Here is a 23,530-nt window from a genome sequence, read left to right on the forward strand (position 1 = left end):
TACTCATAAAAATCATCATATTAGAAAATAGTGACTAAAATTTACACTCCAAGAAATTTGAGTAAGTTCTCAATTTTTCTTTATGAATGAAAATTTTGGCACGCAAAATTGCGTAAATAATCAGCAAATTTACGTGCCTTTTGTGACCTTGCTCGCACTTTGCTCTGCATCACCATGCGGTGATGCGAAGGTTAATTCTTACGACCGGTAATGCGACACCACTCTTCTTTTTCCACAACCGGGTCGAGCGTGAAGTTAGCTGCATAAGCCTCACAAACGCTCTCTGCCTGGCTTGCCAGAATACCGGAAAGGCCCAGCAAACCGCCTGAAACCGGCAGGACGCTGATTAACGGTGCCAGTTCACGTAATGGGCCTGCCAGGATATTAGCGACCACCACGTCGGCTTTCATTTCTTCTGGCTGATCTTTCGGGAGATAGAGTTCCAGACGGTCAGAAACGCCATTACGTTCGGCGTTGTCGCGGCTGGCCTGAATCGCCTGCGGATCGATATCAATACCAATGGCTTTTGCTGCACCCAGCTTCAGCGCCGCGATAGCCAGAATGCCGGAACCACAACCAAAGTCGATGACTGTTTTACCGGTTAAATCGAGGCTGTCGAGCCATTGCAGGCACAGAGAGGTGGTTGGATGAGTCCCTGTACCAAACGCCAGCCCTGGGTCTAACATCACGTTAACCGCATTTTCGTCCGGCACATCACGCCAGCTTGGGCAGATCCACAGACGTTCACCAAAGCGCATCGGGTGGAAATTATCCATCCATTCGCGCTCCCAGTCTTTATCTTCCAGTTGTTCGATTTTATGCGCGAAGCCCGCGCCGAGCAGCGGATGGTTTTCCAGAATCGCCACCACGTCGTTCATATCGGTTTCAGCGTCGAACAGACCTATCACATCGGTATCGCCCCACAGGCGAGTTTCGCCAGGCAGAGGCTCAAACACCGGCGTATCGTGGGTGTCCTGAAAAGTGATAGAAACGGCACCTGCTTCCATCAGCGCATCGCTAAGATCTTCTGCGTTCGCGCCGGTGGTGTTCAGTTTCAGTTGGATCCAAGGCATGGCAAAACTCTTTATTTATCAGTAGTCAAAACGGTAGCTTGCGGGACGGATGTACCGAAACGGTTTCCGACCAGGAAAGCCAGCAAACTTAGCAGTAACGAGGGCACGATAGGGTGGAAGCCCAGGTACTGAATATTCAGCGTCGCAAGTACGGCATACAGCACGCCGCCGACGATCATCGCACTTAGCGCGCCTTTGGCGTTGGCGCGTTCCCAATAAAGACCTAGCACCAGCGGCCACAGGAAAACGGCTTCCAGTCCACCGAAGGCCAGCAAATTCAGCCAGATGATCATTTCTGGCGGCTTCCAGGCAGCAAGCAGCAGCAACGCGCCGAGAACTAACGTAATTACTGCCGACATCCGCTTCAGACGCGTCTCATTTTGCATTTGATCCGGACGGATATTCAGATAGAGATCTTTAATGATCGTAGCGGAACTTTGCAGCAATTGGGCGTTGATTGTTGACATGATCGCAGCCATTGGTGCAGCAAGGAAGATCCCGGCAGCAAACGGTGGCAGCACTTTTACCATCAGCGTCGGGATCACCAGATCCGGCACGGTGAGATCGGGGATCACTGCACGACCTAACGCTCCGGCAAGGTGCATTCCAAACATCAGGATCGCCACTACAACCGTACCAATGATGATCCCACGATGTACTGCTTTACTGTCTTTATAAGAGATGCAGCGTACCGCAGTATGTGGCAGACCAATCACGCCAAAGCACACCAGCACCCAGAACGACGTCATAAAGGCAGGTGACAGAATATCGTCAGCACCTTGTGGCGTAACCAGTTGTGGATCGATGGTTTGCAGCGTCTCTACTGCGTTGCTTAAGCCGCCAGCAGCATGAACCACGCCGACCAGCAGCACAATGGTGCCAATCAGCATCACCAGTCCTTGCATGGTGTCGTTCAGCACGCTGGCGCGAAAGCCGCCAAAGGCGGTATACAACGCAATACTAATACCGAAAATCAGCAGCCCGGTTTCATAAGGAATACCCGCAGCGGTTTCCAGCAGGCGCGCACCGCCGATAAACTGCACGGTCATTGCACCAACGAACGCAACCAGCAAACTCAAACTCGCCAGCCACACCAGAAGACGGCTCTGGTAGCGGGCAAACAGCATATCGTTCAGCGTCACCGCATTGTAGCGGCGCGCGAGAATCGCGAACTTTTTGCCAAGAATACCGAGTGAAAGCCATACCGCAGGCAACTGGATCATCGCCAGCAACACCCAGCCCAGCCCGTATTTATAAGCAGCACCTGGCCCGCCGATAAACGAACTGGCACTGATATAGGTTGCGGTGAGCGTCATCGCCAGCACAATACCGCCCATAGAACGGCTGCCGAGGAAATACTCATTAAGGAACGTGCCCGCGCTCCGTTTACGCATCGCGTAGACAGAGATCCCGAACACCACCACCAGATAGGCGACCAGCGGTAGAATTACTTCAAGCTGCATCGTCATCCTCCAGCGGGATATCGCGATAGATAAATTTCACCATCGCCCAGCACAGTCCAATAAACAGCAGCGGCGTCAGGATGCAGGCCATCTCAAACCAGCGCGGAAAGCCGGTAAAACCGGGGGCAACGCCAGGTAAGTAAGCGGCTACTAACCAAACCGCCAGATACAAAAAGGTCAGCCCCAGCGCCCAGCGCGCCTCTTTATGGGCCTGAACAAAACGAGTGTCCACGGAAGGGGTCCTCCTCATGGGGGGATACGAGAAACGGGCAATTCTACGGCAAGTCTTCAGGCAGGGAAAACAATCTGACAGAAAATTGCCGTTCAGTGCCGTTGCAAAAAGTCTTCAATGTCAGCCAGTGAGGATATCCCTTCCATCGGGCCTTGCTGCATTACGGCGAGTGCGCCGCTGGCGTTAGCATATTGTAACGCCTTGTGTGCCGGGAAACCCGACAAGAAAAGAGTGACAAAAGTAGCGCCAAAGCAGTCGCCAGCACCGGTTGGATCGATGATTTCGCTATCGTGGCCTGCAATATGCTGGGCGTGTAATGTCCCGTTTTTTAGTTGGTAATAGCTGGCTCCACGCTGGGCGCGTTTTATCGCCACATGTTTTACGCCGCCGTGGAGAAGATCGCTAACAATCTGTTCTTCTGACAGATTTTTGTGACGGGCGAAGAAAGGGAGTTCGCTTTCGCTTGGGATAAAGATATCTGTATATTCAATTAAATAATCGAGAGCCTGCGCCATTTCGGGAATACTCAGCATCTCTTTGCGAATATTGGGGTCGAAAGAGACGGTGCCGCCAGCAGATTTGATCGTTGTTATCGCTTTGCGCATGACATCGATCATACGAAATGAGAACAGTGATGAACCCACAATGTGCAGATGATTACACTGTCTTAGCAAATCCTTATCAATGTGCCCGGCAGTAAACAAACCGCAGGCACTATTAGGAATATTAAAGACGAAATCCCGTTTCAGCGGATTTTGATAACTGACAAACGCTGTGCCTGTTACAGCATTGTTCATTATGTGGATACCATCGGTAATGACACCTTCATGACGCAGGCGTTCAATAATGAGACGGCCAAAATCATCGTTACCAACGCAACCGAAGAAAATAGCCCGCCGGGACAATTTTGCCACCTGTGCAGCAAAGATTGCTGGTGCGCCGCTGGGAAATGGCCCGATAAACTCCCCTGGCTGAGTGAATTTTTGTTGTGGGTTGCGGGACAAAAACTCGGCCAGCAATTCTCCCATAGCGCAGATGGTTATTGTCACAAAACCCCTCTCATTCCTGAAGCCTTTCGCGATTGGACCAGGTAAAGCAGTCATTGCTGGTATAAAGAATAACGAAATCAGCAGACTGCAATTGCTGCTGATATCGTTCGTTCATGCTGCGACTGACAATCACATTTTCTGCCTGATGAAGATGTCCGATAGCAGCCGTCGATGAATCGGTATTGGCAGTGACGATTACTGTCTTATTCTGGGCATTGTCAAAACAGAGTTGCCAGGCGGCGGCAACTCTGGGGGTATTGATATTCAGAGTACCATCTGCATCCAGATGACTGATTTCCAGAATGCTATGGGTAATGGTGAAATGCTGAAGCGCCTGTTCGAGCGGTTTTCCCGCCAGTGCGGTGTCAGGGCGCAGCATTTCACTGCCAGCCAGAATTATTTCGCCATCAATAAACTGATTTGCCAGCAGCGCATGTTCGGGATCGTTAGTGATCAGACGCAGTTTTTTTACTTCGCTGAGTAATGGAATGATCTTGCGGCAGATTGTTCCATGTCCAAGAAATAGCGTGTCACGATCGCTGATAAGGCGGGCACAATGCCGCGCAATTTCCATTTGTTGGGTCAGAGACAATATCGTAATGGGTGGTGCCGATTCAGGTTCAGGGGCGAGTGGTGTCGCAATGGCACCACCAAAAGAACGCTTTAAATACCCCTGTTGCTCCAGATAACTGAGATCGCCACGGATTGTCACGCCAGAGACGCCAAGTTGAGCAGATAAGTCATCAACTTTGATTTCACCCTGGGTAGCAACAATTTCTGCAATTTTTAATCTTCGTTTCAGTAGGTTAGATGATTTTCTCGGCACGTTAACACTCATCATTGGCCTTTAATGCGTAACACTATAGCCCCTTGTATTTTTCTTTGAAAGTTACCCTTCAACGTTATCTACATTTTGAAAACAAAATACTGGATAAAAAAAACAGCAACGCAATGTATTTAATTTATTGAAATTAATAAGAAATATTTTTATTGAGATATTTTGTGATGGTTTCGTTTATAAAGTAAAAACCAATTTTAGTTATATCTTGTAAGTTATTTTAACGATATTCGACATGCATCACGCTTTTTGGCGCTTTTGCTGTGCTACTTTGCTTTCAAAATGAAAGTAATAATTCTCTTTCTTCGTTTTGTAAGAAGAACGCCGAAAAACAGGAGCCGCGATGTACATCATTTCAAGCAAAAATATGCTGAAAAAAGCCCAGTCAGAGGAATATGCCGTCCCCGCTTTCAATATTCATAACCTTGAAACATTACAGGTTGTCGTTGAGAGCGCCGCACAACTTCGCTCTCCCGTTATGCTGGCGGGAACACCCGGTACTTATCGTTATGGCGGAGTGGGAAGTTTAATTTCGTTAGTACAATCTCTGGCTCATGAGTACCGCCTGCCATTAGTCCTGCATCTCGACCACCATGAAGAGAGCGATGACATTTTTAATAAAGTACGCGCAGGGATTCGTTCAGTCATGATTGATGGTTCTCATCTGCCGTTTGAAGAAAATATAGCGCGGGTGAAAGAAGTCACTACGTTTTGCCACAGCCTTGATGTCAGCGTCGAGGCTGAACTGGGCCGCCTTGGCGGGCAGGAGGATGATCTGCTGGTGGATGAAAAAGATTCGGCTTATACCTCACCTGTTGCAGCCGCAGAGTTTATACAACGCACACAAATTGACTCCCTGGCGGTAGCAATAGGCACTGCACATGGCTTGTATGCGAATGAACCACGTCTGGATTTTGCCCGGCTGGAACAAATTCGTCAGTTAGTGGATGTTCCGTTGGTGTTGCATGGCGCTTCGGGGTTATCGGAACAGGACATTCAGCACTGTATCCGCAGCGGTATCTGCAAAGTGAATGTTGCGACAGAACTGAAAATTGCTTTTGCCGATGCGTTAAAAGGATATTTCTACAACAACCCGGCGGCAAATGATCCTCGCCATTATATGCAGCCAGCAAAAGCCGCTATGAAGGAAGTCGTTACGCGCATTATCGGCGTTTGCGGCAGTGAAGGAAAAATTTAATACGTTGTACCCTACAAAAACAATGAGGACTGTTTATGAAAAATATTAAATTACTTGGCTCGGCAATGTTGGTGAGTCTGGCGTTGTTCTCACAAAGCTCATTAGCAAAAGAGTATAAAATTGGTGCATCATTATTAACGCAACAACATCCTTTTTATATCGATCTTGCGAATGCAATGAAAGAAGAAGCTAAAAAAGATAATATCAATTTAAGCGTTTCTATTGCCAACCAGGATTTAAATAAGCAACTTTCAGATGTCGAAGATTTTATTACTAAAAAAGTGGATGCCATTATTATCTCTCCAGTGGACTCTAAAGGTGTACAGGCTGCGATAATTAAAGCCGACAAAGCTGGTATCCCTGTTATCACTGTTGATGTTGCTGCGGAAGGTGTTCCGGTAGTATCGCATGTTGCGACCGATAACTACGCGGGAGGTGTTGAAGCGGGCAAGTTAATGGGAAAACTATTGAACGGCAAAGGGTCTGTAGCCATTATTTCTTACCCGGCACTGCAATCGGTAGTTGCGCGCGTCGATGGTTTTAAAAAAGGGTTAAGCGATACACCGGAGATTAAAATTGTTGCTGAGCAACCGGGTATTACGCGTGCTGAAGCGTTAACGACGGCACAAAATATTATGCAGGCAAACGCCAACCTGAATGGGCTGTTTGGTTTTGGTGATGATGCCGCACTGGCAGCGGTTATAGCGGCGAAATCTGCGCATAACGACAATATCAAAATTATCGGTTTTGATGGCATGAAAGAAGCGCGCGATGCCGTAGACAGTGAAAAAACCTTTGCCGCAGTAATTCGACAATACCCGGATCAAATGGGCGCTAAAGCGATTGATGCCGCTGTGGATCATCTCAATGGTAAACCGGTAGAAAAAATGATCCCGGTACAACCCGGCGTTTATACAGGTAAATAATAAACATCTTCAACTCACAACAAAACGTCATCGGCGTTTTGTTGTGACACCGAGGTCATTATGACGGATGTTATTCTTGATGTTTCGCATATTGCGAAGACATTTGGTCATGTTCAGGCGTTAAAAGATATTACACTCTCCTTACGCAAAGGGCGGGTGCATACTTTATTAGGCGAGAATGGGGCGGGTAAGTCGACATTAATGAAAATACTCGCTGGAGTTTATCCGCCAACTCAGGGAACGATAAAACTACGTGGTGAAACCATCACCATTAATAATCCACAACATTCACGCCAGTTAGGGATTGCTATTATTTTTCAGGAATTAAGCCTGAGCAACAATATGACAGTGGCGGAAAACATTTATGCCAATAATGAACCACGCCGTTTTGGCATTATTAACGATAAAAAAATGCTCGCAGATTGCCAGAGTCTGCTCGCGGAACTGGGCATCCCACTGGATCCGCTGGAAATGGTCGGCAATATGTCGATGGCGCATCGTCAACTGGTAGAAATCGCCAAAGCATTAAGCTACGCGGCGGATGTCGTGATTATGGATGAGCCGACATCTTCGCTCAGTGATAACGAAGCAGAGATTTTGTTTAATATTATTGAAAAGTTAAAACAGCGAGGATGTGCGGTTATTTATATCTCTCACCGCATGGATGAAATTATGCGGATTTCGGATGATATTTCAGTGATCCGCGATGGTGAATATATTGCAACGCATGAAAAGAAAAACAGTGATATCCAGCATTTGATTGCCCAGATGGTTGGGCGGGAAATGAAAAATATCTGGCCAGCACGTCTTGGGGAAAAGCCGGATGAAAATGTTCCTGCAAAACTGGAAGTAAAAAATCTTTCCCATCCTTCGCTCTTTAAGGAGGTTAATTTTGCTGTTCGCCCGGAGGAAGTGCTGGGATTTTTTGGCCTTGTAGGTGCCGGGCGTTCTGATGTTATGAAGGCGCTGTTTGGCCTTATTCCGTACCACGGAACAGTGTTGATTGATGGCAAAGAGGTCAGGATCGCTAATCCCAAACAGGCCATTGATCATGGAATTGCTTTCGTAACGGAAAACCGCAAGGAAGAAGGGTTGGTGCTGATGCACGACGTCAATATGAACACGCACCATGTAGCGTTTCAATATAACGCTTCGCGGATGGGACTCATTAATCACCGGCAAGAAGAGGCGAGAACGGTTAAATCTGTCGCCAGAATGAACACAAAAGTGAGTTCCGTACATCAGGCTGTGGGGGCGCTGAGCGGCGGCAATCAACAAAAAATCGTGTTATCGAAATGGCTGGAGAAAACCCCGCGAATTTTATTGCTTGATGAGCCAACGCGCGGTGTGGATGTCGGCGCAAAATTTGAAATTTATAACGTGATACGCCAACTGGCGGCGGCGGGGACGGCCATTATTCTGGTGTCTTCTGAACTGCCAGAGGTTATGGCGCTAAGCGATCGTCTGGTGGTGATGCGTAATAAAACAATTGCCGATATTTATTCATGTGAAAATTTAACGCAGACGCAAGTAATGACCGCTGCAACAGGAGTGCGCTAAATGACAGAGAAAACTCTCTCCAGTCCAAAACGTTCTGAAATTCCCATCGCAAATAGCTTTAAAAAAGTCTTCAGGCAATATGGTGGTATCCTCAGTGGAATGGTGGTGTTAATCATTCTGTTCAGTTTTATTAATGACAGTTTTTTTACCACCAATAACATCACCAACATCATTCTTCAGGTGTCGATAATTGCAATTACCGCCTATGGAATGACTTATGTTCTTTTACTTGGCGATATTGATTTATCGGTCGGTTCAACTATTGCATTGATTGGTACATTTGCTGCTCTTGGGGCTTCATGGGGAATTCCATTTATTTTATTGGTTCCATTATCCATTATTGCAGCACTGGCTCTGGGGATGATAAATGGTGGCTTGACGGCTATAGCGGGTATCCCTTCGTTTATTGTTACTGTTGCTACCATGGGAATATTTCGAGGCATTGCTTATATTGTCACTGACGGTATGCCTGTCATGATTAAAAATGATGCCTTTCTGGCGCTGGGGAACGGTGAATTTCTCTATATACCTATTCCTATCTGGATATTAATAATCTTATTGCTGGTTAATCATTTTATTCTTACTAAAACAACCTTTGGTCGGAAAATATATATTACCGGCGGTAATAAAGAAGCGGCAATCTATTCGGGTATTAATGTAACTCGCCTAAAAATTAAAGTCTTTATGATTACGGCGGTGTTGGCAGGCATTAGTGGGATGATCCTCGCCTCGCGCCTTTACTCAGGGCAGCCGAATTCCGCACTTAGCTACGAGTTGGATGCCATTGCTGCTGCCGTATTGGGGGGCACCAGTCTCAACGGTGGTTATGGCACGGTGGTGGGTACGGTGATCGGCGCATTAACCATAGGCATTATTAATAATGGTATGAACTTAATGAACGTTCCCTATTTCTACCAGATGGTGGTTAAAGGATTAGTCATTCTGGTAGCCGTTTATTTTGACGTAAGAAATAAAAGAAAACGCAGCTAATTATTTCAAGGAATTAATCATATGAATAAGGTCTTCACAATTGGAGAAATTCTGGTTGAAATTATGGCGAGTAAAATCGGTCAGCCATTTGATCAACCTGGCGTCTGGAACGGCCCTTATCCCAGTGGCGCGCCAGCTATTTTTATTGACCAGGTAACACGTCTGGGGGTTCCATGCGGTATCATTAGCTGTGTGGGGAATGATGGTTTTGGCGATATTAATATTCATCGCCTGGCGGCTGATGGTGTTGATATTCGAGGGATTTCCATCTTACCTCTGGAGGCTACCGGTAGTGCTTTTGTGACGTATCATAAGTCAGGCGACCGTGATTTTATTTTTAACATTAAGAATGCCGCGTGCGGTAAATTATCAGCGCAGCATGTTGATGAAAATATTCTGAAGGACTGTACCTATTTTCATATTATGGGCTCATCCCTGTTTTCATTTCATATGGTAGACGCAGTAAAAAAAGCAGTAACCATCGTTAAAGCAAATGGTGGTGTTATTTCTTTCGACCCTAATATTCGTAAAGAGATGCTCGATATTCCAGAAATGCGCGACGCCCTCCACTTTGTTCTTGAGTTAACGGATATCTATATGCCCAGCGAGGGCGAAGTGTTGCTCTTGTCGCCACATTCGACGCCGGAGCGTGCAATCGCTGGTTTTCTTGAAGAAGGTGTTAAAGAGGTGATTGTGAAGCGCGGCAATCAAGGTGCCAGTTACTACTCCGAGAATGAGCAGTTTCATGTTGAGAGCTATCCGGTGGAAGAAGTTGACCCAACCGGTGCGGGAGACTGCTTTGGTGGTGCGTGGATTGCCTGCCGCCAGCTAGGGTTTGATGCCCATCGGGCATTGCAATACGCCAACGCCTGCGGTGCACTGGCGGTAACCCGACGCGGCCCGATGGAAGGGACTTCCCGGTTGGCGGAGATCGAAGCGTTTATCCAGTGCCATAGCATGACTATTCGGGAAGCCGCGCAATGAATAATGAAATATGGCCGTGGATAGGCGAGCTCTCGCAGGTTGCCGGGATTAAACACTATGAATTACGTAGTGGCAGAGCAAAGGGCACGGAAGCGTTTGATGTCCGCACAGGTGCGGGGCTGGCGTTTACGGTGGTAAAAGATCGTGCGCTGGACATTGCCTGGGCCAGCTATAAAGACACGGCGCTTTCTTTCATCACCCCCAACGGCATCGTCGCGCCAGCTTTTTTTGAGCCGCATGGCAACGGTTTTTTGCGTAGCTTCTATGCGGGATTATTAACCACCTGCGGGTTAAGCTACATCGGTACGCCCTGTGAGGATAATGGTGAAACGTTAGGATTACATGGGCGCCTGGCTGCGACACCAGCTGAAGAGGTGGGGTATCGCACAGAACGAACCGACGACGGTATTGAATTTATCATCAATGGCAAAGTGCGGGAAACGCGGCTGTTCGGTGAAAATTTGACACTTGAGAGAACCATTCGCTGCCGCTATGGCGAAAATGTGCTGCGCATTGAAGACAGGGTTACTAATCAAGGTTTCACCCGCCAGCCGCTACAAATTCTCTATCACTTTAATTATGGCTGGCCTTTATTATCGCCACGGGCCGAAATATTGCTGTCAGCGAAAAGCGTGACGCCACGGACTCCGCGCGCGGTGGAAGGGTTAGCCAACCATCTGGAGATTTGTGCCCCGCAGCCAGGTTTTGACGAGCAGGTTTACTATCTCACGTTGAATAGTGACGATGACGGAATGAGTAAGGTTGCGCTGGTGAATGCCGAACTGGGATGGGGAATTTACGAAAAATTCGACACCCGGCAGCTACCCAATTTTATCCAGTGGAAAAATTTAGGCGCGGGTGAATATGTTATGGGACTGGAGGTCAGTAATAGTTTTCCTGACGGGCGTGATAAAGAACGAGCGCAGGGGCGTCTGCCCTTTATTGAGCCAGGGGAAACAAAGACATACAGCTTTGAGCTGGGAATTGTTGATGGCGATGCTGAAATTAGTGCGTTGAAAGCGGAAATTGCAGGCTACCGTTAGCGGCAATAAAAACACCGGGCAGTGTTAACAGGCCCGGTGTGAATGCATTCATTGTTAAACGCGATGAAAGCACCGCGCATCACAATTATTTTTCCTGAAGACCGAGTTTTTTCTCCAGATAGTGGATGTTAGTGCCACCATGCTGGAAGTTCTCGTCGTTCATGATGCGGATCTGCAGATCAACGTTGGTTTTGATACCGTCGATGATCAGCTCCTGCAGCGCATTCTTCATGCGAGCAATCGCCACGTCACGGTTTTCACCGTAGCAAATCAGTTTACCGATCATTGAGTCATAGTACGGCGGCACGGTGTAGCCAGCGTAGATATGAGACTCCCAACGCACGCCAAAACCGCCAGGTGCGTGGAAACGGGTGATTTTGCCCGGGCTTGGCAGGAAGGTATTCGGATCTTCGGCGTTGATACGGCATTCCACCGCATGGCCGCGAACGTGAACTTCTTCTTGCTTGATCGACAGCGGTTGACCTGCCGCGATACGCAGCTGTTCTTTGATCAGGTCAACGCCGGTGATCATTTCAGTAACCGGGTGTTCTACCTGAATACGGGTGTTCATTTCGATGAAATAGAACTCGCCGTTTTCGAACAGGAACTCGAAAGTACCTGCACCGCGATAGCCGATATCAACACACGCTTTAGCGCAACGTTCGCCGATGTAACGACGCAGTTCTGGGGTAATGCCCGGTGCTGGTGCTTCTTCGACCACTTTCTGGTGGCGGCGCTGCATGGAGCAGTCACGTTCCGCCAGATAGATAGCGTTGCCCTGACCGTCCGCCAGTACCTGGATCTCGACGTGGCGAGGATTTTCCAGGTATTTCTCCATGTAAACCATATCATTGCTAAAAGCAGCTTTTGCTTCCGCACGGGTCATGGAGATAGACTGCGCCAGTTCAGCGTCGCTGCGCACAACGCGCATACCGCGACCGCCGCCGCCACCGGAGGCTTTGATAATCACCGGATAACCAATGCGTTTTGCAATGGCGCGGTTTTTATCCATATCGTCGCCCAGCGGGCCGTCAGAACCCGGTACGCAAGGAACGCCAGCTTTTTTCATTGCTGCAATTGCAGACACTTTGTCGCCCATCAGGCGAATAGTGTCTGCTTTCGGGCCGATGAAGATAAAGCCAGAGCGTTCAACCTGCTCGGCAAAATTGGCGTTTTCGGAAAGGAAGCCGTAACCCGGATGGATTGCTACTGCGCCGGTGATTTCAGCGGCGCTGATGATAGCCGGGATGTTCAGATAACTTTTTACTGACGGAGCCGGGCCAATACAGACCGTTTCATCTGCCAGTAATACGTGTTTTAAATCGCGATCCGCGCTGGAGTGCACAGCGACAGTCTTAATGCCCAGTTCTTTACAGGCACGAAGAATACGCAATGCAATCTCGCCACGGTTGGCAATAACAATTTTATCCAGCATGTTCGCCTCGTTACTCGATGACGACCAGCGGCTCGTCAAATTCTACCGGTTGTCCACTTTCGACCAGAATTGCTTTCACAGTACCGGATTTGTCTGCTTCGATCTGGTTCATCATTTTCATGGCTTCAACGATGCACAGGGTATCGCCCACGTTCACTTTCTGACCCACTTCGATGAACGCTTTCGCGTCCGGGCTTGGGGTGCGATAGAAAGTACCAACCATTGGGGAACGTACGATGTGACCACTGATTTCCGCTGCTGCTGGCGCTTCCATGGAAGGAACGGTCGCCGGAGCGGCTGCGTTAGATTGAGCTGGCTGCTGCATCATCGGTGCAGCGTAAGCTTGTTGCATCATCGGGAAACTAGCGGCAGGTGCTGCACGGCTGATGCGTACTGACTCTTCGCCTTCAGAAATTTCCAGTTCAGAGATGCCTGATTCTTCAACCAGCTCGATCAGTTTTTTAATCTTACGAATATCCATGAGTGGGTTCCGTACTCTTTGTTTAGTGTGATTGTGACAGGCGTTTCACCGCCGTCTGTAAAGCGTATGCCCCGACAGCTGTATGCATAGCGATAAATTCCAGCTGACCGGGACGCCGGTCTATTTTGCCCCAGAGCGTCAATGTTAGACTTGACGGACATTGTGCAGCGATCTGCTGCTATCCTCCGGCAAAAAACAAAATATACCTTCGTTGCGCCATTGTCACCTTTTCCGCAGCTTAAAAACCGCGTTAGGGAGAACGAAGTCGCACATTATAACGATTTCGTAGCAATTGGCAGCTAAATACTGGTCTTATCAGGGAAGATAATCAACAGCTAACATGTAAATAACTTTCAACGCCGCGCATTTTGCAACAAGCCGCACAGTTCATGAAATTAGCGCCACCATTGACGGAACTTCTTAAAACGTAAGGCTAAAAGTAATAAAGCCAGCCCGGCGTAGATAACCGGCTGTGGTGAGATAATCTTCACTGACCACAGATAATGTATGGGAGCCAGGATCGCGACCAGATAGACGAAGTTATGCAACTGTTGCCAGCGTTTGCCTAATTTTCGCTGCATCGCCTGCGTGGAAGTCAATGCTAAAGCCAGTAAAATCAGCCAACTGACAATTCCGAGCGTTAAATAAGGTCGGGTGATTAATTCCTGACCGAATAACGTCAGATTATTCACGCCCAGTTCCAGTAAGGCATAACTGGTTAAGTGCAGCGTTGCCCAGACGAAACACCATAAACCCAGCAGGCGGCGGGTGCGTATCAATAAGGGCTGTTTAGCATAGCGCGCTAGTGGCGTAATTAATAAGGTTGCCAGCAAGAATTTCAGCGCAGTCCGACCGGTAAAATGCTGAATATCTTTCACCGGGTCGGCGCTTAATCCGCCATGATTAATTGCCCATACCAGCCAGACAAACGGCAAAAATCCGGCAAGATGCAGGCAAACTTTCAACCATGTCACTTGTTTTGCTGTCAGTCGCACTTAAAAATTCTCCCGTAAATCCAGGCCACGATAAAGCGACGCCACTTGATCGGCGTATCCGTTAAACAGCAGCGTAGGCTGGCGTTGTACATCCAGAATGCCACCTGAACCAATAAAACGTTCGGTGGCCTGCGACCAACGGGGATGATCAACATGCGGATTGACGTTGGCGTAAAAGCCATATTCATTGGGCGCTGCCAGATTCCAGGTGGTTGGCGGACGTTCACGGGTCAGCTTAATACTGACAATCGATTTAATCCCTTTAAAGCCATATTTCCACGGCACAATCAGCCGCACCGGCGCACCATTTTGTGGCGGTAGCGCCTTGCCATAGACACCGACGGTCATCAGCGTGAGTGGATGCATCGCTTCGTCGAGACGTAATCCTTCTATATAAGGATATTTCAGGCCACCGCCAATAAACCGATCCTGCTGGCCTGGCATCTGTTCCGGCGCATAAATGGTTTCGAAGGCGACGTATTTCGCGTTACTGGTTGGTTCCGCCAGTGCCAGTAATTTGTGCAGCGGGAAACCAATCCACGGTACTACCATCGACCACGCTTCCACACAGCGCATACGGTAAATCCGCTCTTCCAGCGGGAAACGATGGGTTAAGGCGTCATGGTCGAGCGTTAATGGTTTGGCGACTTCACCACTGATGTTCAACGTCCACGGATCGGTTTTCAGGCTGCCGGCATTTGCCGCTGGATCCGCTTTATCCAGCCCGAACTCATAGTAGTTGTTATAGCCGGAAACTTTATCTTCCGGCGTGAGCGGCAGGTTATTTTGCCAGGCGGCAGGTTTACTAAACTCCAGCTGCTTCCCGGCTGGCGCGGGCGGACGATCGTTGCCCTTAAACCAGCTAAGCAGGTCGGCATGTGTAGTGGTTGGCAGAGAAAGTGCAGCTGCGCTGATGCCTAACGTTTTCAGAATCTGCCGACGTTGCATAAAAAAAGCCGATTCGGCAGTGACATCGGCTTCTGTAAATTGACGAATTTTTTTCATAACAGACTCCCGGTATGCTCCTGATTACTATGGCAGGGAGAATGTCAAAGTGCTGCTAAAATTCGTTAGTTATATGTAAATTATTTTGTACGAAATCTTAACTTATTTTTACCAGAGTGCGCCCCTGCACCTGGTTATTAATAATGGCTTCGGCAAACTTCGGTGCCTCTGTCAGTGAGATTTCTTTTGCTGCTTGTGAATAGAATGATTCCGGTAGATCGGCGACCAGACGCTGCCAGGCCTGCGCCCGACGAGCTGGTGGCGTCATGACTGAATCCACTCCTTGCAGACGGACGTTGCGCAGAATAAACGGCATTACCGTGGTTGGCAGAGCAAAGCCACCCGCCAGACCACAAGCCGCCACGCAGCCGCCGTAGTTCATTTGTGCCAGCACTTTCGCCAGTACTTTGTCACCAACAGTGTCAATTGCGCCTGCCCAGAGTTGTTTTTCCAGGGGACGGGACTCAGCAAACTCATCGCGGGGCAGAATACGGCTGGCTCCTAAACTTTTCAGATATTCATGGGTACTTTCGCGACCAGATACAGCAACGACCTGATAACCCAACTTATGCAGCAGCGCCACGGCCGTACTGCCGACGCCGCCACTGGCGCCCGTCACCACAATCTCGCCATCCTGCGGACGAATACCGGCATCTTCCAGTGCCAGTACGCACAGCATGGCGGTAAACCCGGCAGTACCGATAACCATCGCTTTACGCGCGTCCAGACCCTGCGGCATCGCAACCAGCCAGTCACCTTTTACGCGCGCCTGTTGTGCCAGCCCGCCCCAGTGGTTTTCACCGACGCCCCAACCCGTCAGTAACACTTCCTGACCGGCATGAAAACGAGGATCTTCACTGGCGCGTACAGTTCCGGCGAAGTCAATACCAGGAATCATCGGAAAATTACGGATGATTTTTCCTTTACCGGTAATCGCCAGCGCATCTTTATAATTCAGACTCGACCAGTGGACATCGACCGTCACATCGCCTTCCGGCAGGCGACTTGCGTCCAGAGTCTGTACAGATGCGAGGGTTTTACCGTCCTGCTGTTCTAAAAGTAACGCCTGCATAAGAGATCCTCATGTGCATGATGGATTGGAAAATAATTTCTGAAGACTATACTCGCTAATGGAAAAGCAAAGCCGATGAAGCGCAATAAATTGCGAGATAAATCTGATTTGCTAGTATGCCCGCGTCCTCACTATCGGAGTTAACACAAGGATGAGATTAACGACGAAATTTTCGGCCTTTGTCACGCTGCTCACCGGGTTAACAATTTTTGTGACCCTGCTGGGCTGCTCGCTTAGTTTCTATAACGCCATTCAGTATAAGTTTAGTCATCGTGTTCAGGCAGTGGCGACGGCGATCGATACCCACCTTGTGTCGAATGACTTCAGCACGTTGAGGCCACAAATCAGCGAACTGATGATGTCTGCGGATATCGTTCGCGTGGATCTTTTGCACGATAAAAAACAGGTTTATACCCAGTCCCGCAATGGTAGTTACCGTCCGGTGGGAACCAGCGATCTGTTTCGCGAACTGACTGTGCCGTTGATTAAACATCCGGGGATGTCGCTGCGTTTGGTTTATCAGGATCCGATGGGCAACTATTTCCACTCGTTGATGACCACCGCACCGCTCACCGGTGCGATTGGATTTATCATTATTATGCTTTTCCTGGCAGTACGCTGGTTACAGCGGCAACTTGCCGGGCAAGAATTGCTGGAAACCCGCGCCACACGTATTTTAAATGGCGAGCGTGGCTCGAATGTGTTGGGAACCATCTATGAATGGCCGCCCAGAACCAGCAGTGCGCTGGATACGCTGCTTTGTGAAATTCAGAACGCACGCGAACAGCACAGTCGTCTTGATACACTGATCCGCTCCTATGCTGCTCAGGACATCAAAACCGGCCTCAATAACCGACTCTTTTTCGATAATCAGTTAGCAACGTTACTGGAAGATCAGGAGAAAGTGGGGACTCACGGGATCGTGATGATGATCCGCCTGCCGGATTTCAATATGTTGAGCGACACTTGGGGGCACAGCCAGGTTGAAGAACAACTCTTCACCCTGACAAATCTGTTATCGACATTTATGATGCGTTATCCCGGGGCGCTATTGGCGCGTTATCACCGTAGCGATTTCGCCGTGCTGTTGCCACATCGGACATTAAAAGAGGCGGAGAGCATTGCCGGGCAATTGATCAAGGCGGTCGATACCTTACCGACGAATAAAATGCTCGATCGTGATGATATGATTCACATCGGCATCTGTGCCTGGCGTAGCGGGCAGGATACCGAACAGGTGATGGAACATGCGGAATCCGCCACGCGCAATGCGGGATTACAGGGCGGCAGTAGCTGGGCTATTTACGATGACTCGTTACCTGAAAAAGGACGCGGTAACGTTCGCTGGCGGACGCTCATCGAGCAAATGCTGAGTCGCGGAGGCCCGCGTCTTTATCAAAAACCGGCGGTTACTCGTGAAGGGCTGGTTCATCATCGCGAACTGATGTGTCGTATCTTTGATGGTAACGAAGAGGTCAGTTCGGCGGAATATATGCCGATGGTGTTGCAGTTTGGCTTATCGGAAGAGTATGACCGTCTGCAAGTCAGTCGCCTCATCCCGCTGTTACGCTATTGGCCACAAGAAAATCTGGCGATTCAGGTCACCGTTGAGTCGTTGATTCGCCCGCGTTTCCAGCGTTGGCTACGTGATACGCTGATGCAGTGTGAAAAATCACAGCGAAAACGCATAATTATTGAACTTGCAGAGGCTGATGTTGGTCAACATATCGGTCGCTTGCAACCTGTCATTCGTTTGATGAATGCTTTAGGGGCTCGGGTCGCCGTCAACCAGGCTGGTTTGACGCTGGTAAGTACCCGTTGGATCAAAGAACTTAATGTTGAATTACTCAAGCTCCATCCGGGGCTGGTAAGAAACATTGAGAAGCGAACAGAGAATCAATTGTTGGTTCAGAGCATGGTAGAAGCGTGTTCCGGGACCAACACCCAGGTTTACGCTACTGGTGTACGTTCGCGAAGCGAGTGGCAGACCCTGATTCAGCGTGGGGTTTTGGGTGGGCAGGGAGATTTTTTTGCGTTCTCACAGCCACTTGATACTAACGTGAAAAAATATTCACAAAGATACTCGGTTTAACCTGCCGTTTGATCCGTTTTCACGTAGAATAACGCGCGCTGCGTTTCACGGGAGCGTGCTTGTCTGTTCGCCAGATTGTTGCAGCACATATGCAGATTAATGACCTTACGCAGTTGCAAACAGGCGAGGAATGCATGCTGATGCATTTAGCCTCTCTGGACTCAGGTAGAGATTTGTAACAAAGGAAACAAACTGCACTAATTTTCACCGTAGCAGATGATTTTTGCGCCTTGTCGCTGCTGCGTGTGGTTGGTAAAGTAAGCGGATTTTCTTTTCCGCCCCAGCTTTCAGGATTATCCCTTAGTATGTTGAAAAAATTTCGTGGCATGTTTTCCAATGACTTGTCCATTGACCTGGGTACTGCGAATACCCTCATTTATGTAAAAGGACAAGGCATCGTATTGAATGAGCCTTCTGTGGTGGCTATTCGTCAGGATCGTGCCGGTTCACCGAAAAGCGTAGCTGCAGTAGGTCATGACGCGAAGCAGATGCTGGGCCGTACGCCGGGCAATATTGCTGCCATTCGCCCAATGAAAGATGGCGTTATCGCTGATTTCTTCGTGACTGAAAAGATGCTCCAGCACTTTATCAAACAAGTGCACAGCAACAGCTTTATGCGTCCAAGCCCGCGAGTTCTGGTTTGTGTGCCGGTTGGCGCTACCCAGGTTGAGCGTCGTGCTATTCGTGAATCCGCGCAGGGCGCAGGCGCCCGCGAAGTATTCCTGATTGAAGAGCCGATGGCAGCAGCAATCGGTGCCGGCTTGCCGGTATCTGAAGCAACCGGCTCCATGGTGGTTGATATCGGTGGTGGTACTACTGAAGTTGCCGTTATCTCTCTGAACGGTGTAGTTTACTCCTCTTCTGTACGTATTGGCGGTGACCGCTTCGACGAAGCGATCATCAACTACGTTCGTCGTAACTACGGTTCTCTGATCGGTGAAGCGACTGCAGAACGTATCAAACACGAAATCGGTTCTGCTTATCCGGGCGATGAAGTCCGTGAAATCGAAGTTCGTGGCCGTAACCTGGCAGAAGGCGTGCCACGCGGCTTTACATTGAATTCCAACGAAATCCTCGAAGCGCTGCAAGAACCGCTGACCGGCATCGTTAGCGCGGTGATGGTTGCGCTGGAGCAGTGCCCGCCGGAACTCGCTTCCGACATTTCCGAGCGCGGAATGGTGCTCACTGGCGGTGGTGCGCTGCTGCGTAACCTTGACCGTTTGTTAATGGAAGAAACCGGCATTCCAGTTGTTGTTGCTGAAGACCCGCTGACCTGTGTGGCACGCGGTGGCGGCAAAGCACTGGAAATGATCGACATGCACGGCGGCGACCTGTTCAGCGAAGAGTAATCGGATGCAGGCAGGGGGAACATCTGTTTGCCCTGCCTGGTCTGATACGAGAATACGCATAACTTATGAAGCCAATTTTTAGCCGTGGCCCGTCGCTACAGATTCGCCTTATTCTGGCGGTGCTGGTGGCGCTCGGCGTTATTATTGCCGACAGTCGCCTGGGGATGTTTAGTCAAATCCGTACCTATATGGATACCGCCGTCAGTCCTTTCTACTTTGTTTCCAATGCTCCTCGAGAATTGCTGGATGGCGTATCACAGACGCTGGCCTCGCGTGATCAACTAGAACTTGAAAACCGGGCGTTACGTCAGGAATTGCTGTTGAAAAACAGCGAACTGCTGATGCTTGGACAATACAAACAGGAGAACGCGCGCCTGCGCGAGCTGCTGGGTTCTCCGTTGCGCCAGGATGAGCAAAAGATGGTGACTCAGGTTATCTCTACGGTTAACGATCCGTATAGCGATCAAGTCGTTATCGACAAAGGCAGCGTTAACGGAGTTTATGAAGGCCAGCCGGTCATCAGTGACAAAGGTGTTGTTGGCCAGGTGGTGGCGGTCGCCAAACTGACCAGCCGCGTGTTGCTGATTTGCGACGCGACCCATGCACTGCCAATTCAGGTTCTCCGTAATGATATCCGCGTAATTGCTGCGGGTAACGGTTGTACTGATGATTTACAACTTGAGCACCTGCCAGCGAATACTGATATTCGTGTTGGTGATGTATTGGTGACATCTGGTCTTGGTGGACGCTTCCCGGAAGGTTATCCGGTGGCGGTCGTCTCTTCTGTGAAACTCGATACCCAGCGCGCTTATACCGTGATCCAGGCGCGTCCGACTGCGGGACTGCAACGTTTGCGTTATCTGCTGCTGCTGTGGGGCGCAGATCGTAACGGCGCTAACCCGATGACGCCGGAAGAGGTGCATCGCGTTGCTAATGAACGTCTGATGCAGATGATGCCGCAGGTATTGCCTTCGCCAGACGCGATGGGGCCAAAGTTACCTGAACCGGCAACGGGGATCGCTCAGCCGACTCCGCAGCAACCGACGACAGGAAATGCAGCTACTGCGCCTGCTGCGCCGACACAGCCCGCTGCTAACCGCTCTCCACAAAGGGCTACGCCGCCGCAAAGTGGTGCTCAACCGCCTGCACGTGCGCCAGGAGGGCAATAGTGGCGAGATATCGTAGCCAGGGGCGCTGGGTTATCTGGCTCTCTTTCCTCATCGCCTTGTTACTACAAATTATGCCCTGGCCGGATAATCTCATCGTTTTCCGGCCAAACTGGGTATTGCTCATCTTGCTGTATTGGATCCTGGCCTTGCCCCATCGCGTAAATGTGGGCACAGGTTTTGTGATGGGTGCCATACTGGATCTGATCAGTGGCTCTACGCTCGGTGTCCGGGCGTTGTCGATGAGTATCATTGCTTATCTGGTAGCACTGAAATTCCAGCTTTTCCGCAACCTGGCATTATGGCAGCAGGCGCTGGTCGTCATGTTGCTTTCGCTGGTAGTGGATATTATTGTTTTCTGGGCAGAGTTTTTAGTGATCAACGTCTCTTTCAGACCCGAAGTGTTCTGGAGTAGTGTAGTCAATGGTGTGCTCTGGCCGTGGATTTTCTTGCTGATGCGCAAAATCCGTCAGCAGTTTGCAGTGCAATAAAGGTTTCTATGACTTCTCTGTATTTAGCTTCCGGTTCTCCGCGTCGTCAGGAGTTACTTGCGCAACTTGGCGTGACCTTTGAACGTATTGTTACGGGCATTGAGGAACAGCGCCATCCGCAGGAGAGCGCGCAGCAGTATGTTATGCGTCTGGCGCGTGAGAAAGCGCAAGCAGGTGTTGCTCATACTGCGCAGGATCTCCCGGTACTGGGAGCGGATACCATTGTTGTCCTGAATGGGGAAGTGTTAGAGAAACCGCGCGATGCAGAACATGCGGCGCAGATGTTGCGCAAATTATCGGGACAGACTCATCAGGTAATGACGGCGGTGGCGCTGGCAGACAGCCAGTACATTCTCGATTGTCTGGTGGTCACCGATGTGACGTTCAGAACGTTAACAGACGAAGACATCGCGGGCTATGTTGCCAGCGGTGAACCGTTAGATAAAGCAGGTGCATACGGTATTCAGGGGCTGGGTGGTTGTTTTGTCAGGAAGATAAATGGCAGCTATCACGCCGTAGTCGGCTTACCGCTGGTTGAAACGTATGAATTATTAAGTAATTTTAACGCACTGCGTGACAAAAGGGATAAACATGACGGCTGAATTGTTGGTAAACGTAACGCCTTCGGAAACACGAGTGGCGTATATTGATGGCGGTATTCTGCAGGAAATTCATATTGAACGTGAGGCGCGACGCGGAATAGTAGGCAATATCTACAAGGGTCGTGTAAGTCGTGTACTTCCGGGTATGCAGGCGGCTTTTGTAGATATTGGGCTGGATAAAGCCGCGTTTCTTCATGCATCCGACATCATGCCACACACCGAATGTGTGGCGGGTGAAGAACAAAAGCAGTTCACGGTGCGCGATATTTCGGAGCTGGTGCGTCAGGGACAAGATCTGATGGTGCAGGTGGTGAAAGATCCGCTTGGCACCAAAGGTGCGCGTCTGACCACCGATATCACGCTGCCGTCTCGCTATCTGGTGTTTATGCCAGGGGCTTCTCACGTTGGGGTTTCCCAACGCATTGAAAGTGAATCTGAACGTGAACGCCTGAAAAAAGTGGTCGCAGAGTATTGCGACGAGCAGGGCGGATTTATCATCCGTACTGCGGCGGAAGGGGTTGGCGAAGCGGAGCTGGCCTCCGATGCTGCCTACCTGAAACGCGTCTGGACCAAAGTGATGGAACGTAAAAAGCGTCCACAGACCCGTTATCAACTGTACGGCGAACTGGCGCTGGCGCAGCGTGTTCTGCGTGATTTCGCCGACGCTGAGCTGGATCGTATTCGCGTTGACTCGCGCCTGACTTACGAAGCGTTGCTTGAGTTCACTTCGGAATACATTCCCGAGATGACCAGTAAGCTGGAACATTACACCGGACGCCAGCCAATTTTCGATCTCTTTGATGTCGAAAACGAAATCCAGCGGGCGCTGGAACGCAAAGTAGAACTGAAATCCGGCGGCTATCTGATTATCGACCAGACCGAAGCGATGACTACCGTGGACATCAATACCGGGGCGTTTGTTGGTCATCGCAATCTGGACGACACCATCTTCAATACCAATATTGAAGCGACGCAGGCTATCGCTCGCCAGTTACGGTTGCGTAATCTGGGCGGGATTATCATTATTGATTTCATCGACATGAATAATGAAGATCACCGTCGCCGCGTACTGCATTCGCTGGAACAGGCGTTGAGCAAAGACCGGGTGAAAACCAGCGTTAATGGTTTTTCGGCGCTGGGGCTGGTGGAGATGACGCGTAAACGCACCCGCGAAAGCATTGAGCACGTACTGTGTAATGAATGCCCAACCTGTCACGGTCGCGGAACGGTGAAAACCGTGGAAACCGTATGCTATGAAATCATGCGTGAGATCGTTCGCGTGCACCATGCTTACGACTCTGACCGTTTCCTGGTCTATGCTTCCCCGGCAGTAGCCGAAGCCTTGAAAGGCGAAGAATCGCACTCGCTGGCGGAAGTGGAAATTTTCGTTGGCAAACAGGTTAAAGTACAAATTGAACCGCTCTACAACCAGGAGCAGTTTGACGTCGTAATGATGTAAACAGATGCTGGGCCGCCATCCGGCAAA

General features: G+C 49.6%; 23 protein-coding genes. 12 read left to right on the plus strand and 11 right to left on the minus strand.

Annotated elements, in window-relative coordinates:
- Positions 1-191 precede the first annotated feature (191 nt).
- The 5 genes from prmA to A7098_RS15285 form a co-directional block, all read right to left on the minus strand.
- A complete protein-coding gene (gene prmA / locus A7098_RS15265; RefSeq protein WP_001145823.1) occupies positions 192-1,073 on the minus strand; it encodes a 50S ribosomal protein L11 methyltransferase in 882 nt (293 codons plus the stop codon).
- An 11-nt stretch (positions 1,074-1,084) separates the two neighbouring features.
- Positions 1,085-2,536: a sodium/pantothenate symporter gene (gene panF, locus A7098_RS15270; RefSeq protein WP_001175701.1), complete on the minus strand. Its 1,452-nt coding sequence runs from the start codon at positions 2,534-2,536 to the stop codon at positions 1,085-1,087.
- Positions 2,526-2,768 carry a YhdT family protein gene (locus A7098_RS15275; protein ID WP_105281038.1) on the minus strand — a complete coding sequence of 81 codons (243 nt, stop codon included), beginning with the start codon at positions 2,766-2,768 and terminating at the stop codon, positions 2,526-2,528. The genes panF and A7098_RS15275 overlap by 11 nt, the downstream gene beginning before the upstream one ends.
- A 92-nt stretch (positions 2,769-2,860) precedes the next feature.
- Entirely contained in the window at positions 2,861-3,796 is a 936-nt protein-coding gene (locus A7098_RS15280; protein ID WP_032226583.1) for a sugar kinase, read from the minus strand.
- Positions 3,797-3,827: 31 nt separating this feature from the next.
- A complete protein-coding gene (locus A7098_RS15285; RefSeq protein ID WP_000987962.1) occupies positions 3,828-4,658 on the minus strand; it encodes a DeoR/GlpR family DNA-binding transcription regulator in 831 nt (276 codons plus the stop codon).
- Positions 4,659-4,998: 340 nt separating this feature from the next.
- Here A7098_RS15285 and A7098_RS15290 point away from each other — a divergent pair, with 340 nt between their 5' ends.
- The 6 genes from A7098_RS15290 to A7098_RS15315 are packed head-to-tail and all read left to right on the plus strand — an operon-like array spanning position 4,999 to position 11,356.
- The gene (locus tag A7098_RS15290) at positions 4,999-5,853 is read left to right on the plus strand and encodes a tagatose bisphosphate family class II aldolase (RefSeq protein WP_032226582.1); all 855 of its coding nucleotides are present in this window, start codon (positions 4,999-5,001) and stop codon (positions 5,851-5,853) included.
- A gap of 35 nt (positions 5,854-5,888) precedes the next feature.
- Positions 5,889-6,779 (plus strand): substrate-binding domain-containing protein, encoded by an 891-nt coding sequence (locus A7098_RS15295; RefSeq protein ID WP_105281039.1) that lies wholly within the window; start codon positions 5,889-5,891, stop codon positions 6,777-6,779.
- 60 nt (positions 6,780-6,839) lie between these two features.
- Positions 6,840-8,339 (plus strand): sugar ABC transporter ATP-binding protein, encoded by a 1,500-nt coding sequence (locus A7098_RS15300; RefSeq protein ID WP_105281040.1) that lies wholly within the window; start codon positions 6,840-6,842, stop codon positions 8,337-8,339.
- Entirely contained in the window at positions 8,340-9,329 is a 990-nt protein-coding gene (locus A7098_RS15305; protein ID WP_105281041.1) for an ABC transporter permease, read from the plus strand.
- Positions 9,330-9,350: 21 nt separating this feature from the next.
- Positions 9,351-10,313 (plus strand): sugar kinase, encoded by a 963-nt coding sequence (locus tag A7098_RS15310; RefSeq protein ID WP_105281042.1) that lies wholly within the window; start codon positions 9,351-9,353, stop codon positions 10,311-10,313.
- Positions 10,310-11,356 carry an aldose 1-epimerase family protein gene (locus A7098_RS15315; RefSeq protein ID WP_105281043.1) on the plus strand — a complete coding sequence of 349 codons (1,047 nt, stop codon included), beginning with the start codon at positions 10,310-10,312 and terminating at the stop codon, positions 11,354-11,356. Before A7098_RS15310 ends, A7098_RS15315 begins: the two co-directional genes overlap by 4 nt.
- An 85-nt stretch (positions 11,357-11,441) precedes the next feature.
- Here the strand turns inward: A7098_RS15315 and accC are convergent, their stop codons facing one another.
- The 5 genes from accC to A7098_RS15345 form a co-directional block, all read right to left on the minus strand.
- Positions 11,442-12,791 carry an acetyl-CoA carboxylase biotin carboxylase subunit gene (accC, locus tag A7098_RS15320; protein WP_000884623.1) on the minus strand — a complete coding sequence of 450 codons (1,350 nt, stop codon included), beginning with the start codon at positions 12,789-12,791 and terminating at the stop codon, positions 11,442-11,444.
- 10 nt (positions 12,792-12,801) lie between these two features.
- On the minus strand, positions 12,802-13,272 hold the full coding sequence (gene accB, locus A7098_RS15325; RefSeq protein WP_000354618.1) for an acetyl-CoA carboxylase biotin carboxyl carrier protein: 471 nt from the start codon (positions 13,270-13,272) through the stop codon (positions 12,802-12,804).
- A 395-nt stretch (positions 13,273-13,667) separates the two neighbouring features.
- The gene (gene msrQ / locus A7098_RS15335; RefSeq protein ID WP_001240072.1) at positions 13,668-14,267 is read right to left on the minus strand and encodes a protein-methionine-sulfoxide reductase heme-binding subunit MsrQ; all 600 of its coding nucleotides are present in this window, start codon (positions 14,265-14,267) and stop codon (positions 13,668-13,670) included.
- Positions 14,268-15,272 carry a protein-methionine-sulfoxide reductase catalytic subunit MsrP gene (gene msrP / locus A7098_RS15340; protein WP_105281044.1) on the minus strand — a complete coding sequence of 335 codons (1,005 nt, stop codon included), beginning with the start codon at positions 15,270-15,272 and terminating at the stop codon, positions 14,268-14,270.
- A 97-nt stretch (positions 15,273-15,369) separates the two neighbouring features.
- Positions 15,370-16,344 (minus strand): oxidoreductase, encoded by a 975-nt coding sequence (locus tag A7098_RS15345; RefSeq protein ID WP_001148446.1) that lies wholly within the window; start codon positions 16,342-16,344, stop codon positions 15,370-15,372.
- Positions 16,345-16,495: 151 nt separating this feature from the next.
- Between A7098_RS15345 and csrD the strand changes: the two genes are divergently transcribed.
- Positions 16,496-18,436 carry an RNase E specificity factor CsrD gene (gene csrD, locus A7098_RS15350; RefSeq protein ID WP_105281045.1) on the plus strand — a complete coding sequence of 647 codons (1,941 nt, stop codon included), beginning with the start codon at positions 16,496-16,498 and terminating at the stop codon, positions 18,434-18,436.
- On the opposite strand, the gene A7098_RS23970 is transcribed toward csrD, so the two are convergent.
- Positions 18,433-18,582, minus strand: a complete 150-nt coding sequence (locus A7098_RS23970; protein ID WP_016159494.1) for a hypothetical protein — start codon at positions 18,580-18,582, stop codon at positions 18,433-18,435. The two genes, csrD and A7098_RS23970, sit on opposite strands and share 4 nt — an antisense overlap.
- A 159-nt stretch (positions 18,583-18,741) precedes the next feature.
- Between A7098_RS23970 and mreB the strand changes: the two genes are divergently transcribed.
- The 5 genes from mreB (at position 18,742) to rng (ending at position 23,503) form a co-directional block, all read left to right on the plus strand.
- On the plus strand, positions 18,742-19,785 hold the full coding sequence (gene mreB / locus A7098_RS15365) for a rod shape-determining protein MreB (protein WP_000913396.1): 1,044 nt from the start codon (positions 18,742-18,744) through the stop codon (positions 19,783-19,785).
- Positions 19,786-19,850: 65 nt separating this feature from the next.
- Positions 19,851-20,954: a rod shape-determining protein MreC gene (mreC, locus tag A7098_RS15370; RefSeq protein WP_000802526.1), complete on the plus strand. Its 1,104-nt coding sequence runs from the start codon at positions 19,851-19,853 to the stop codon at positions 20,952-20,954.
- Positions 20,954-21,442, plus strand: a complete 489-nt coding sequence (gene mreD / locus A7098_RS15375; protein ID WP_000135265.1) for a rod shape-determining protein MreD — start codon at positions 20,954-20,956, stop codon at positions 21,440-21,442. Before mreC ends, mreD begins: the two co-directional genes overlap by 1 nt.
- Before the next feature lie 8 nt (positions 21,443-21,450).
- Positions 21,451-22,044, plus strand: coding sequence for a nucleoside triphosphate pyrophosphatase YhdE (gene yhdE / locus A7098_RS15380; protein WP_000203083.1), 594 nt, complete (start codon positions 21,451-21,453; stop codon positions 22,042-22,044).
- Positions 22,034-23,503: a ribonuclease G gene (gene rng / locus A7098_RS15385; RefSeq protein WP_000123197.1), complete on the plus strand. Its 1,470-nt coding sequence runs from the start codon at positions 22,034-22,036 to the stop codon at positions 23,501-23,503. The genes yhdE and rng overlap by 11 nt, the downstream gene beginning before the upstream one ends.
- The last annotated feature ends 27 nt before the right edge of the window (positions 23,504-23,530 follow it).

The sequence above is a fragment of the Escherichia sp. MOD1-EC7011 genome (assembly GCF_002965005.1).
Taxonomy (GTDB): domain Bacteria; phylum Pseudomonadota; class Gammaproteobacteria; order Enterobacterales; family Enterobacteriaceae; genus Escherichia; species Escherichia ruysiae.